This window comes from Sphingopyxis sp. LC81 (genome assembly GCF_000756375.1).
Classification (GTDB): domain Bacteria; phylum Pseudomonadota; class Alphaproteobacteria; order Sphingomonadales; family Sphingomonadaceae; genus Sphingopyxis.
Genome location: NZ_JNFD01000021.1, coordinates 410,998 through 423,639 on the forward strand (window position 1 = coordinate 410,998; position 12,642 = coordinate 423,639).

14 protein-coding genes are annotated in these 12,642 nt (G+C 64.5%); 4 read left to right on the top strand and 10 right to left on the bottom strand.

Annotated features, from left to right (window positions below):
• The first annotated feature begins 51 nt into the window (after positions 1 to 51).
• Both FG91_RS12375 and FG91_RS12380 read left to right on the top strand, forming a co-directional pair.
• Positions 52 to 465 carry a hypothetical protein gene (locus FG91_RS12375; protein WP_037515497.1) on the top strand — a complete coding sequence of 138 codons (414 nt, stop codon included), beginning with the start codon at positions 52 to 54 and terminating at the stop codon, positions 463 to 465.
• Between the two features lie 57 nt (positions 466 to 522).
• A complete protein-coding gene (locus FG91_RS12380; RefSeq protein ID WP_037515277.1) occupies positions 523 to 1,524 on the top strand; it encodes a fumarylacetoacetate hydrolase family protein in 1,002 nt (333 codons plus the stop codon).
• 56 nt (positions 1,525 to 1,580) lie between these two features.
• On the opposite strand, the gene FG91_RS12385 is transcribed toward FG91_RS12380, so the two are convergent.
• The 7 genes from FG91_RS12385 to FG91_RS12415 are packed head-to-tail and all read right to left on the bottom strand — an operon-like array spanning position 1,581 to position 8,730.
• Entirely contained in the window at positions 1,581 to 2,618 is a 1,038-nt protein-coding gene (locus tag FG91_RS12385) for a type II secretion system F family protein (RefSeq protein WP_052187540.1), read from the bottom strand.
• A 12-nt stretch (positions 2,619 to 2,630) separates the two neighbouring features.
• A complete protein-coding gene (locus FG91_RS12390) occupies positions 2,631 to 3,599 on the bottom strand; it encodes a type II secretion system F family protein (RefSeq protein ID WP_037515279.1) in 969 nt (322 codons plus the stop codon).
• Positions 3,600 to 3,656: 57 nt separating this feature from the next.
• Positions 3,657 to 4,928, bottom strand: a complete 1,272-nt coding sequence (locus FG91_RS12395; RefSeq protein WP_037515280.1) for a pilus assembly protein CpaE — start codon at positions 4,926 to 4,928, stop codon at positions 3,657 to 3,659.
• The gene (locus FG91_RS12400) at positions 4,925 to 5,566 is read right to left on the bottom strand and encodes a CpaD family pilus assembly protein (protein ID WP_037515281.1); all 642 of its coding nucleotides are present in this window, start codon (positions 5,564 to 5,566) and stop codon (positions 4,925 to 4,927) included. Before FG91_RS12400 ends, FG91_RS12395 begins: the two co-directional genes overlap by 4 nt.
• A 25-nt stretch (positions 5,567 to 5,591) precedes the next feature.
• Positions 5,592 to 7,154: a type II and III secretion system protein family protein gene (locus tag FG91_RS12405; RefSeq protein ID WP_037515283.1), complete on the bottom strand. Its 1,563-nt coding sequence runs from the start codon at positions 7,152 to 7,154 to the stop codon at positions 5,592 to 5,594.
• Between the two features lies 1 nt (position 7,155).
• Positions 7,156 to 8,193, bottom strand: a complete 1,038-nt coding sequence (cpaB, locus tag FG91_RS12410; RefSeq protein ID WP_037515285.1) for a Flp pilus assembly protein CpaB — start codon at positions 8,191 to 8,193, stop codon at positions 7,156 to 7,158.
• A 54-nt stretch (positions 8,194 to 8,247) separates the two neighbouring features.
• Complete coding sequence (locus tag FG91_RS12415) at positions 8,248 to 8,730, bottom strand: A24 family peptidase (RefSeq protein WP_052187541.1); 483 nt, start codon at positions 8,728 to 8,730, stop codon at positions 8,248 to 8,250.
• Between the two features lie 96 nt (positions 8,731 to 8,826).
• Here FG91_RS12415 and FG91_RS12420 point away from each other — a divergent pair, with 96 nt between their 5' ends.
• Positions 8,827 to 9,957, top strand: coding sequence for an NAD(P)/FAD-dependent oxidoreductase (locus FG91_RS12420; RefSeq protein ID WP_037515288.1), 1,131 nt, complete (start codon positions 8,827 to 8,829; stop codon positions 9,955 to 9,957).
• A gap of 90 nt (positions 9,958 to 10,047) precedes the next feature.
• Positions 10,048 to 10,224: a YegP family protein gene (locus tag FG91_RS21460; RefSeq protein WP_081940566.1), complete on the top strand. Its 177-nt coding sequence runs from the start codon at positions 10,048 to 10,050 to the stop codon at positions 10,222 to 10,224.
• 3 nt (positions 10,225 to 10,227) lie between these two features.
• On the opposite strand, the gene rnhA is transcribed toward FG91_RS21460, so the two are convergent.
• The 3 genes from rnhA to ispH are packed head-to-tail and all read right to left on the bottom strand — an operon-like array spanning position 10,228 to position 12,640.
• Positions 10,228 to 10,701, bottom strand: coding sequence for a ribonuclease HI (gene rnhA, locus FG91_RS12425; RefSeq protein ID WP_037515290.1), 474 nt, complete (start codon positions 10,699 to 10,701; stop codon positions 10,228 to 10,230).
• Positions 10,698 to 11,660 carry a homoserine kinase gene (thrB, locus tag FG91_RS12430; protein WP_037515292.1) on the bottom strand — a complete coding sequence of 321 codons (963 nt, stop codon included), beginning with the start codon at positions 11,658 to 11,660 and terminating at the stop codon, positions 10,698 to 10,700. Before thrB ends, rnhA begins: the two co-directional genes overlap by 4 nt.
• On the bottom strand, positions 11,660 to 12,640 hold the full coding sequence (ispH, locus tag FG91_RS12435; protein ID WP_235212024.1) for a 4-hydroxy-3-methylbut-2-enyl diphosphate reductase: 981 nt from the start codon (positions 12,638 to 12,640) through the stop codon (positions 11,660 to 11,662). Before ispH ends, thrB begins: the two co-directional genes overlap by 1 nt.
• Positions 12,641 to 12,642 lie beyond the last annotated feature (2 nt).

A 12,642-nucleotide genomic window follows, 5' to 3' on the forward strand; every position in this document is an offset into this window, starting at 1 on the left:
GCGACCCGTCTTTTGCTTTTCCTTGGCGCTTCATTGGGTTATGCGCGCGACATGGAAAATAGCGACATTCCCGCCGAAAATCCCGTGGAGACGGACGAAGCCATCCCGTCACGGCGCAGGATGCTCGCGCTCGGCGCCGTCGGCGTTTCCGCCGCGCTGACGATCCGCCCCGCCTTTGCGCAGACCGCGGTGTCGGTGATGAATTGCCAGATTCCCGTTCCCGGCCCGACGGGCGCCGGCAAATATATCGATACCGCGGGCAAGCTGGTCCCGCCGGGCACCAAGGGCGCATTTCCGGGCTCGGTGCGCCCATTCACGGGCGAGGAAGTGAAGCGCGCGTTCCGTGGGCAGACGCTGCCCGGCACGACGTACAATCAGTCGCAGGCCTATCTCCAATATATCCGGCGCTTGCAGGCGGGACAGAGCGGCTTTACCTGTTTCGCATCGATCACGATGACGCGCTGATTTTCGCTCCTTTGAGGCGATGTCGGTTCGGCCGCATCGTCAGCCAAAGGAGTTCCCGTGAAACTAGCTTCGCTCAAACAGGGCCGCGACGGCCGCTTGGTCGTCGTTTCGGACGACCTTGCCTGGTACGCCGACGCCGGCCAGATCGCCCCGACGATGCAGGCGGCGCTCGACAATTGGGCCTATGCCGCTCCCCGCCTCGCGGCACTGGCCGAGGATCTCAACCACGACGCGATCCCGAAGGATCGCTTTCACGAACATGATGCCGCGTCGCCACTGCCGCGCGCCTACCAGTGGGCCGACGGCAGCGCTTATGTGAACCATGTCGCGCTGGTGCGGCAGGCGCGCGGCGCTGAAATGCCCGACAGTTTCTGGCACGATCCGTTGATGTACCAGGGCGGCAGCGACGCGTTTCTGGCTCCGCGCGACCCGATCCCCCTCGGCGATCCCGCCTGGGGCTGCGATATGGAGGCCGAAGTGGTCGTCGTGACTGGCGACGTGCCCAAGGGGATCGATGCCACCGCGGCGCGCGAGACGATCCTGCTCGTTGGGCTGACCAACGATGTGTCGCTGCGCGGCCTGATCCCGGCGGAACTCGCCAAGGGCTTTGGCTTTTTCCAGTCGAAGCCGTCGAGCGCGATGTCGCCGGTGTTCGTAACGCCCGATGCGCTGGGCGATCGCTGGAAGGACGGCAAGCTGCACGGCACATTGTCGGTCGACCTCAACGGCCAGCCGCTGGGGCGTGCCGACGCCGGGGTCGACATGACCTTCGATTTCGGCGCGCTGATCGCCCATGCGGCCAAGACGCGCGACCTGGGCGCGGGCACGATCATCGGGTCGGGCACGGTGTCGAACCGCGATGCCGATGGCGGGCCGGGCAAGCCGATCGCCGCCGGCGGTCTCGGCTATAGCTGCCTCGCCGAAGTCCGGACGGTCGAAACGATCCAGCAGGGCGAACCCAAGACGCCGTTCATGCAAAAGGGCGACACGGTTCGTATCTGGATGGACGACGACCGGCATCACAGCATCTTTGGCGCGATCGAACAGCAGGTCGCATAAGGAAAGGGGCGGGTTTGCACCCGCCCCTTGTAAAGGCCGAATCGCCGGCCGCGTTGTCAGCCGAAGCTGCCGCCCGACATTGCATCGCTCAGCGAACAGGCCGCAGGACCCAGAATCACGATGAACAGCACCGGCAGAATGAACAGGATCAGCGGCACGGTCATGATCGCGGGCAGGCGCGCGGCCTTTTCCTCGGCGCGCATCATGCGTTCGTTGCGGAATTCTGCCGACAGGACACGCAGCGCGCTGGCGAGCGGCGTGCCGTATTTCTCGGTCTGGATCATGGTCGTGACCACGCCCTTCACCGATTCCAGATTCACACGATAGGCGAAGTTTTCGAAAGCCTGACGGCGTTCGGTGAGAAAGCCGAGCTCGATCGACGTCAGCGCAAATTCTTCGCCGAGTTCGGGATAAGCGCGGCCCAACTCCTTCGAGACGCGCGAAAAGGCGGAGTCGACGGTCAAACCGGCTTCGGCGCAGATCACGAGCAGATCGAGCGCGTCGGGCAGGCCTTTGCGGATCGCGTGGGTACGCTTTTGCCGCTTATTGTTTACAAAGAGATCGGGTGCCTTGTAGCCGAGTATCAAGGCGCCCATCGTATACATTGACCGCTTGAACGACGTCATGTCGGGCCACATGTCGATCCAATAGATCAGGACAAGGGCGAGGCCGCCGAACAGAATCGGCAGGACCATGCGGCCGAAAATGACCGCCACGGCGAGATCTTTCGACCGAATACCGGCCTGCGCCAGCTTTTGCTGAACCTCCTTGACCTGTTCTTCCTGCAGCACCTGGAGCCGGCCCAGGAAGGTCCGCATCTTGTCGGCGGTCTGGTTCTTGCGGACGAGCCGTGCGCGGCGTTTCGCGGTCGAGGCGGTGATGCCCGCCTTCAACTGCTCGCGCCGATCGTTCAGCGCCTTGACGCGCTTGGTCATCGGATTGCGAACGGTCAGCGCGTTGTAGATCGCGAACAGGACGGCAAAGACGCCGACCGCCGCGAGCATTGTACCGGCCCATACGACGTCGATGCCGAGGATTTTCGGCCCGGCTTGTGCGCCAGAGAAAGCCGAAGAGAGAAGGAGGCCGCTGTTCATTTCTATGCCCCGTCAGATTTCGAAGTTGACCATTTTGGCCATGATGCCGGCGCCGATGCTCATCCAGATCAGGCCGCCTATCCCCGCAATGATGAGGCGCTCTTCGACAAAAAAGCCCGCCAGATAGCCGGGGTTCACTGTCCAGACGACGCCGAACACAAAGAAGGGCAGTGCGCCGACGATATAGGCGGAAGCTTTTGCTTCGGAGGACATCGCCTTGATCTTCAGCTTCATCTGGGCGCGCTTGCGCAAAACGTCGGACAGATTGGCGAGTGTTTCCGCCAGGTTGCCGCCTGTTTCGCGCTGGATCTGGATCGTGATGCAGAAGAATTGGAATTCGGGCGTGCCGAGCATTTCCGCCGTTTCCTGCAACGCCGCTTCCATCGTGTTGCCGATACGGATGCGTTCGACGACGCCCTTGAATTCCTCGCCGACGGGCCCGGGAAGTTCCTGGCTCACCACCTGGAAAGTTTCGGTGACCGGCAGACCGGATTTCAGGCCGCGGACCAGCAGGTCGATAGCGTCGGGAAAGCGGGCGTTGAACGCCTTGACACGCCTGTTGATCGTCATGCCCACGACAAGATAGGGCAAGCCGAGCCCGAGGAGCAATCCAACCAACGCGGCCATCAGGAACGGCGCGCGCACGATGAGCATGCCGCCGGTTGCCACGACGAACACGATCATCGACGCGAACATATATTGCGTCAGCGTCCAGGTCTTGCCGGTCCGGCGGATGCGCTTTTCCAGCTCGTCCCGGCGCGGCAGCAACGCGGTCAGCGATGAATCGCCATTGCGGCCCGACTGGATCGTCTTGCGCATCTGCGCCGCCACCACCGCTTCGGTCGAGGCCGCATGGCGATCCTTGACCATCGCCAGCCGTCGCGTTTTCGCCTGGCCTGCCGACGGCCCGCCCAGCAGGATCACGAGGAGGGCAAAGGCCAGAAAGGCCCCGGCGATGATAAGGATGACTGGCAGATTCATGGTCAGCTGATGTCCGCTTCTATCGCTGGAGGTGGTGACGGCCCGTCAGGCGCGCCGTCACGCCGCCTGTTTCGCGCCCTTTTTCGTCAGGCCGAGCTTGCCGAGCAGCGAGCCGCCCGATTTGCTCTTTGCGGCGACAATCTGCGCTTCCTCGGCTTCGACATCGGCGCCGTCGAGGATGATGCGCATCAGGTTGCTCCACACCAGCGCCGACTTGGTGCCCTTGCAGGTTTCGGCATAGGATTTGCCGAGCTTTGCCGATTGGGCGACCAGCTTCGGGTCGAACGGAATGACGATGTCGATCGGTCGTTCGATCGACGATTCGAATTCCTTACGCGACAGCTCGCCGATGGCGTTCTGAAACTTGTTCGCGACGAGTATGACGCGCGCGCCCGGGATGTTCTGCTTGAACCAGGACAGAAGGCGGATCGTGTCGCGCGCCGCGGCGAGCGTCACGTCGCTGACGAGCAGGATCGTACCCGCTTCCGACACGAGGTGCGGGAAAGGGATCAGCACCTGGCGCGGGATGTCGACGATCGTCATCTCGAAGGCGGCGCGCAGTTCTTCTTCCAGCTGGAAAAAGGCCGAACCATCGGTCATCACCGGCTGATGGATCGGCGCTTCGGCCGATAGCAGGCTGAGCTTGTCCGACGCCCGCACCATGGCGCGTTCGATGAACAGCCCGTCGATGCGGCTGGGATTATCGATGGCGTCGATCAGGCCGCGGCCCGGTTCGAGGTCGAGCGTCAGCGCGCCCGTGCCGAAATGAATGTCGAGATCGAGCAGTGCCGTCTGACGGCCCGCCTGTTCGCTGATCGCCCAGGCGAGCGAAGTCGCGACCAGCGACGCACCGACGCCGCCGCGTACACCGACAACGCCCATCATGTGATGCGGCTTGTCGTCGTGCATATCTGCATGCTTCGGCGCCGACAGCATGGCTTGCGCCATGGTGAGCGATTCGCGAACCTGGTCGAGCGACAGCGGCTTCAGCAGATAATCCTGGATGCCGCTGGACAGAAGGTCGCGGTACAGGCGAACATCGTTCACCTGGCCCGCGGCGATCACGACCGTGCCCGGCTCGCAGACTTCGGCCAGCGCGTTGATGTCGTTGATCGGATCGCCCGATTCCGACATATCGACGAACAGGATGTTCGGGCTGGCGGAGACCGACAACGACTGCACCGCGTTGCGCAGGCCACCCTTGTTACATTTTTCGATCGGCCAGCCCATGTCGTTGACCGCAGCGCGGATCAGATCCAGCGTATCGTCGTCGCAGACGAAGGCGTTGAAGGGATCACGCGCGCCTGCTGATTTGAAAGGAGCGTTCACTTGCCGCCTCCGCTGGTAGGTGCCTTGGTCAGTTCGCCTGCACCGGTTTGGGGTTTGGTACGATAGGTCTGGATCGCGCGCGTTGCCGCCGTCGGATCGCTGCCCGTGTTGCTGGCGCCCTTGATCAGGTCGTTCGGGTCGGCGACCATCGACGCGAGATTGCTGTTGGTCGCGCAGCCATAGTTCGACGATGTCGAGTTGGTCGGGTTGATCGACGATTTGCTGTCCCAGTTGGGGCAGCCGGGCACGGATGCCGTCGCCCGCGTCACGACGACGCGCAGATGGTCCTGCGGCACCGCGCCGGTCGTTACCGGGACGTCCCTGCTGAGCAGCAGCCCGCGGCGTTCGACCATCGACCGGACGGTCGCCAGTGCTGAGCCGGCGCCATAGGCCGATGGATCCTCGATCGCGACGCGGTCGCCATAACGAACCCCCATCGAATCGAGCCAGCCTTGCAGGCGGCCCTGTTCGCTGGGCGGCAGTTCGCCATTCGAAGCGGCAACATCGAATTGATAGATGGCGTTGCGCACGACAGGCTGGTGGACCGAATCGAGGCTGCGATTGCTGACCGCCGCGCCGGTGCAGCCGGTGAGCGACGTGGCCAGAGCCAGGACCGTCCAAGTTGCGATTTTTTTCATCACTTTGCTCCTGAAATCCAGCGCGTCACTTGATGCTGAAGCCGGGCGACGCGTCGCCGGTGCCCCGCGGGCGATCGGCGTCGCCGACCGAGGTGTCGAGCCGCGGTTTCGGCCGGTCCCCGCCCGTCACGCCGTTGCTCGTCTGGTTGAGCAGAATCCGCTGCAGGTCGTCGGAATCCTGAAAGGCGTCGGTGGGCAGTTTGATGTCGTTCGCCGACACCGGCTGGACCAGATAGGGGGTCACGACGATGACGAGTTCGGTTTCGCCGCGGCGGAAGCTGTCCGATTTGAACAGCATGCCGAGCAGCGGAACGTCGCCGAGGCCGGGCATCTTGTCGATCGCGCCGATCGAACGATTGTTCATCAACCCGGCGATCATAAAGCTTTCGCCCGAGCCGAGCTCGACCGTCGTTTCAGCGCGGCGGATCGTCAACGCGGGAACCTGGAACCCCTGCATCACGATCGCGCCTTCGGTCGACAGTTCGGATACTTCGGGGCGAACGCGCAGGCTGATCCGGCCATTCGACAGCACGGTCGGCGTGTAGGCTAGGCTGACGCCATATTTGCGATATTCGATCGTCGTACCGGCAAAGTTGCCGGGGACCGGAACCGGGAACTCGCCGCCGGCAAGGAAGTCGGCGGTTTCGCCGGAAATGGCGGTCAAATTGGGCTGCGCCAGCGTTGCGACCAGACCCGACCGCTCGCCGATGTCGAGCGAAGCCATCAAGTCGAGCCCGAACAGGCGGCCGGCACCGGCTAGGCTCCGCTTGCCGGCGGGCGTGTCGAACCGGTAACTGGTGCCCAGCGTTGTTTGGCCGGGGGGAAGCGGCAGACCGGTGGAAGGATCGTAAGGCCGCGCGACCGGGCTTCCCGGGAAAATCGCGGTCGGGGCAGGGATGCTGGTGATCTCACCCGCGCTGCGGCCGCTGAACACGCCGCCGAGGAAGCCGTTGCCCAGCGGACCATCGGTATCGCGCGTCAGCAGGTTGCCGCTGATTTCCTTGACCAGCGAGCGGTTTACCTCGGCGATGCGGACCTGCAGGTTGACTTGCAGCGGCGTGGCCGTGCGAAGGCGCGACAAGACCTTGGTCGGCTCGCCGACGAACGCCTGGACGAGCCGTTCGGCTTCGGCGGCATCGTCGGGCGACTGGACCGTGCCGGTGAGCAGCACGAAGCCGTTCATCGTGTTTGCCGAAATGCTGGCATCGGGCATGGCGAGCGACAGCATCTGGTCGATCGTCTCTATATTGTTGCCAACGCGGGCGACGGTCGAGAAAACGACCCGGCCGCTGGCGTCGGTGGCATAGATGCTGGTTTCGCCGGGCTTCTTGCCAAAGATATAGAGCTGGCGTCCCGAACGCACCTGGACGTCGGCGACTTGGTCATTGGCGACAAAGACGTCGGACATGGAGGCCGGAAGGCTGACCAGGCGGCCACGGCCCACCGACAGTTCGATGCTGCTGCTGGCATTCTGGACGGCCTGGGCGATAGCGGGCGCCGAAGGTGCCGCTGCCAGCGTGGCTGCCAACAGGCCGATGGCCAGGGTGCGGGCCAGAGCCGCCGCCTTGAATTTGGCTGTGCTGTTCATCTTACTTACCCCCAACCGGAACTTCGGTCATCTTGTCGCCGCGAGTCACGCGCACGACCGGACCGGTCGGAACGGACACAGCGCCCCCATTAGACGGCATGAAGCCGCCGCCATTCGTCGCCGCCTGCGGCGCCCGCGAGGAGTTCACGCGGCCGCGCACCGGGATCCAGAAGCGCGACACGTCGCCGCCCGTGGTCACTGTCGAGCGGCTGGCAACCGGACGTGCGGCGGCTTCGGCCAGCATCCTTTTTTCCGCCACGGAGCCGCCCTTGGCCGGCACATTGATGTCGCCAGACGCGATGGCCGCATCGAGTTCGCCAGCGCTTTCGGCCAGCGGACGCAGTGCGAGCGACAATTTGCCCATGTCCTGCGCGACGGCGATCTTCTCGGCGATTTCCGGCGTGGCTTCCAGCGTCACCGAGCCGAAGGTGCGAACCGGGGTCTTTCCGGTTTCATCCTCGGCATCATAACGCTGGTCGGTCGCCAATATGCGGACATTGCGAACGATCGTCTCGGCCGTGAATATCTGCTTGTCGGGAAAGCTGCTGCCTTCCTCGACCGAGATAGTCTGGGCCAGCACCACATCGACGCGGTCGCCAGGAAAGACGAAACCGGCGACGCCTTGCTCCTGAGACACCTTCACCGTGACGGCACGCATGCCCGGGCCAAGCGCCGCGGCGAGGAAGCCGCGATCGTCGGGATGGACCAGCGCGCCCTGCGTCAGCGGCTGACCCGCGGTGATCGGATAGCGCACGACGGTGCCAACCAACGTGTTCACGTCGGTCTTGTCCTTCATGAAATAGGCCTTTTCGACCAATTCCTTTGGCCAGGGCTGGAAGCGGAAGCTATCCGGGCCGACAATCGTACCGACGGGCAGCTGCCGCGTCGCGACAAGGATCATCGGACCGGTAATGTCCGGCGCCGCGGCGGCGCGCGCTTGCGGAGTGGCAGCTCCGCGCATCATCTGGTTGACCCCGAACGCTGCGCTGATGGCAATCACCAACGCGCCGACGATCAGCATAATCTTTCGCGTATCCATGACGATTTGTCGCCCTCCTGCACCCACCAGAGACGGTCGTGCTTTTCCCTCAGGTCATCCGATAACCTGAAACTGGTTAAGATATTGTTGGTGAAGCGCCCAAAGGCCCGCAGCCGCGATGGCAACCCCATAGGGAACCTCGACCGGCTTGTCCGAAGGGCGCAATTTCATATGGATAAGCATCGCGGCCGACAGGATGCCGCCCCCGATCGCCATGACCATCAGGGTCGGCATGAACAGCGGAAGCGGGATCCACAGCATCACCGCGCCGATCATTTTGACATCGCCGCCGCCCATCGCGCCGATCGCGAACAGGCCGGCAAAGACGAGAAAGACCGCGAAGGCGGCGCCGAGCTGAAGCGGCACGTCGGGCCAGAGCGCGAGACCGCTCGCGATCCAGAAGGGAATAGCGAGCAGCGCCATCGCGGCGTTGAGCTCGTTGGAGATGGTGCGCGACCGGATGTCGCTGATTGCCGCGGCAATCATCAACAGGCCGAGTATGGCCATCAGGCCGAGCGCGATTGTGCCGTTTTCCATCGGCTTTCTCCTACGCAACATGGCTTACCAAAGAGTAACCATGTCGCCGGGGACGCTGCGGCTTGCATTCCGCGGGCCAACCGATATGCGGCGGGCATGACCGACGCGCCACCTTCCGCCACCGATGTGCTGATTGTCGGCGCCGGGATCGCCGGTGCAAGCCTGGCGGCGGCACTGGCCCCCTGGCGCCGCGTCCTGCTGGCCGAGGCCGAGGATGCCCCCGGCTATCACGCGACGGGCCGGTCAGCCGCCTTTTGGCACGAAAGCTATGGCGGGGTCGGGGTGCAGCCCCTGACCCACGCATCGTTCGAGGCGTTGAACAACCCGCCGCCCGAATTCTCCGATCATGGCTTCCTGTCGCCGCGCGGGGCATTGACGCTGGGCCAGCGGTCCGAAGCTGCGGCGGTTGATGCCTTCGCCGCCGAGTTCGCGGCCCAAGGCGTCGATGTCGAGCGCATGTCGGGTGCGCCGGTTGCCCGCATGATTCCGGGCCTTCGCCCGGAATGGAGTGAAGCCGCCTATGAAGCGGCGTGCCGCGACATCGATGTCGGCGGCCTGCATGCGGCCTATCTTCGCGCGGCAAAGCGTGCCGGCGCGACGCTGGTCACGCGCGCGCCGTTGCGGCGGGCGCGCCGTGTCGCGGGCGGCTGGGACGTCGAACTGGGTGGCGGCCGGGTCCGCGCCACGCTGATCGTCAACGCCGCCGGGGCATGGGCGGACGAGGTTGCGGCCGCGTGCGGCGTCGCGCCGGTCGGCATCCAGCCCTATCGCCGCACGGTGATGCAGGTCCGGCTGGGCGTTCCGGTTCCCGCCGACCTGCCGCTCGTCATCCACGTCGGCGGCGAATTTTATTTCAAAGGTCAGAGCGAGGGGCGCGTCTGGCTGACCCCCCACGACGAGACGCCGACCGCACCGCACGACGCGGCGCCCGAAGAACTCGACGTCGCGCTCGCGATCGACCGGATGCAGTCGGTGGTCGACTGGCCGGTCGTTGCGGTCGAGCGCAAATGGGCAGGACTGCGCAGCTTCGCGCCCGATCGTATCCCGGTATTCGGCGCCGATCGGTACGAGCGCGCCTTCATCTGGTGCGCGGGGCAGGGCGGTTTCGGCATCCAGACGTCGCCGGCGATCGCCGCCTTGCTTGCGGCCGAGCTTGGCGCCCCGCCGCCCGGGGGAGCCATCGGTCGCGTCGATCCGACGCCCTTCACACCATCGCGCTTTGCCTGAACCCATCTGACCGCTTGCGCGGCGAAACGACCGCATTAACATGGGCTTGGCTGTGCCACCCCCGGCACGGCCCGACCTGTGGAGGATGGCATGGCCCATTATTTCGAGATCAAGAAGAACAAGGCCGGCGAATTTGTCGCCTATTTCAAATATAATAGCGAACCCATCTTCTGGACCGAGGGCTATAGCAGCAAGGCCTCCGCACAGAATGCCATCGACTCGATCCTGAAGAACGGCCCGGGCGCCGAAGTCCGCGAAACCGAATGATATTTAGCGCGCGGGTGCCCTGCGCGCCCGCGCGACTTCGAGGGCTGCGTCGCTAGCCAGCTGATCGGCCAGTTCATTGTCGCCGTGCCCCGCGTGGCCCTTGACCCAGATCCACTCGACCTTGTGCCGCGCATTTTCCTTGACCAAGCGCTGCCACAGGTCGGCATTGGCGACCGGCTTTTTCGCCGCGGTTTTCCAGCCGTTCTTCTGCCAGCCGAAAATCCATTTGGTGATGCCGTCGCGGACATAGACGCTGTCGGTCGACAGCTCGACGTTGCAGCTGCGCTTGAGCGCCGCGAGCGCTTCAATCGCGGCCATCAATTCCATGCGGTTGTTCGTCGTGTCGGGTTCGCCCCCCGACAGCTTTTTCACGACGTCTCCCCAGCGCAGCACGGCGCCCCAGCCGCCGGGGCCGGGGTTGCCCTTGCACGCGCCGTCGGTTGCGACGATCACGGTCTTGCCGGTGCTTTCGTTCATCCGACGGCGAACAGGCTGGCGGCGTCAGGAGCGCTATAGCGCTGCAAGCGGGCGAGGAAGGGCGACGGGTCCTTACGCGTGACGAGCGCGTCGGCGGGCGTATGCACCCAGTCGTGCGCGCGCGTCAGCAGGAAGCGCAGCGATGCGCCGCGCGCCAGCAGCGGCAACGCAGCGACTTCGGCGTCCGACAGCGTGATTTCGCGCGCATAGCCGCGCATCAGCGCCTCGGCGCGCGCGGGATCGCATTGCTTTCCATCGGCGGAAAAGGCCCAGGATGCGTGCGTGATGACGAGGTCGTAAGCGCGGAAATCGCTCGCGGCGAAATAGAAGTCGATAAGGCCGGTAACCCGGTCGCCGAGCATCAGCACATTGTCGGGAAACAGGTCGGCGTGGATGACATGCGCGGGCAGGTCGCTCGGCCAATGGGCGTCGAGATATGCCAGTTCGGCGTCGACGACCGACTGCAGCCCCGGCAACACCACATCGAGGTCGCCGGTCGCTTCGGCAACGCTACGCCAATGCGCGTGACCCATGCTGTTTTCGCGCGCACCCGCATAGTCTTCGAGCGCGCGGTGCATCGCGCCGAGCGCGGCGCCCGCCGCTTCGCACTGGGCCGGGGTCGGCTGGGTCAGCGAAATCCCGGGCAGGAACTGGATGACGCACGCCGCACGGCCCGAGATTTGCTGGATCGCGACGCCGCTTCGATCGCGGATCATCGCCGGGACCGGACAGTTCTGGCTGGCGAGATGGTTCAGCAGGTCGACGAAGAAGGGCAGGTCGCCCTCGCTCACCCGCTTTTCATAAAGCGTCAGGATGAAGCGCCCGCCCGTCGTTTCGAGCAGGAAATTGCTGTTCTCGACGCCCTCGGCAATGCCCTTGCACGACACGACGGTGCCGATGTCGTATCGGGCGACGAGGGCGGCAAGATCGTCGGGCTCGACGTGCGTGTAGACGGCCATCAGGCGGCTTCGAGCCCGCGCGGCAGCTTGAACACCATATGCTCCTCGGCCGTCACCACGACATCCTCAACGATGGGACGAACCGCCGCAACCGCGTCGATTACCTCACGGACCAATGTTTCCGGAGCGCTGGCACCCGCCGTGATGCCTAGCGTGACGATATCCGCCAGCCACGCCGGATCGATGTCGGTCCCGCGCTGGACGAGATGCGCTGGGGTCCCCAGCCGCTCGGCGACCTCGACCAGGCGCAGACTGTTCGAGCTGTTGGGTGCACCGATCACGATCATGCGGTCACATTGCCCGGCGATCGCTTTCACCGCATCCTGGCGGTTCGAGGTCGCATAGCAGATATCCTCGCCGCGCGGGCCCGTGATCGCCGGAAAGCGGTGCTGGAGCGCCGCGATGATGTCGCGTGTGTCGTCGACCGATAGGGTGGTCTGGGTCAGGAAGGACAGCATATCGGGATCGGGCGGCGACAGCGCCGCGACGTCGTCGACCGATTCGACCAGCGTCATCGCGCCTTCGGGAAGCTGGCCCAGCGTTCCGATGACTTCGGGATGGCCGGCGTGACCGACAAAGACGATATGACGTCCCGTTTCGTGCGCGCGCTCAGCCTGACGGTGCACTTTCGACACCAGCGGGCAGGTCGCGTCGATATAGTCGAGCCCGCGCATTTCGGCTTTCGCGGGCACCGCCTTGGGCACGCCGTGCGCGCTGAACACCACGGGCACTCCATCGGGAACCTGATCGAGCGATTCGACGAAGATCGCGCCCTTTGCCTTCAAGGAGTCGACGACATAGCGATTGTGAACGATTTCATGCCGGACATAGACCGGCGCGCCATATTTCTGCAGCGCCAGTTCGACGATGCGGATCGCGCGGTCGACCCCGGCGCAGAAGCCGCGCGGTGCCGCGATCAAAACCTTGAGTTCTGCCGCTTCGCTGCCTTCAGCTTGCGTCATCGGATGGGGAGCGTTCATGA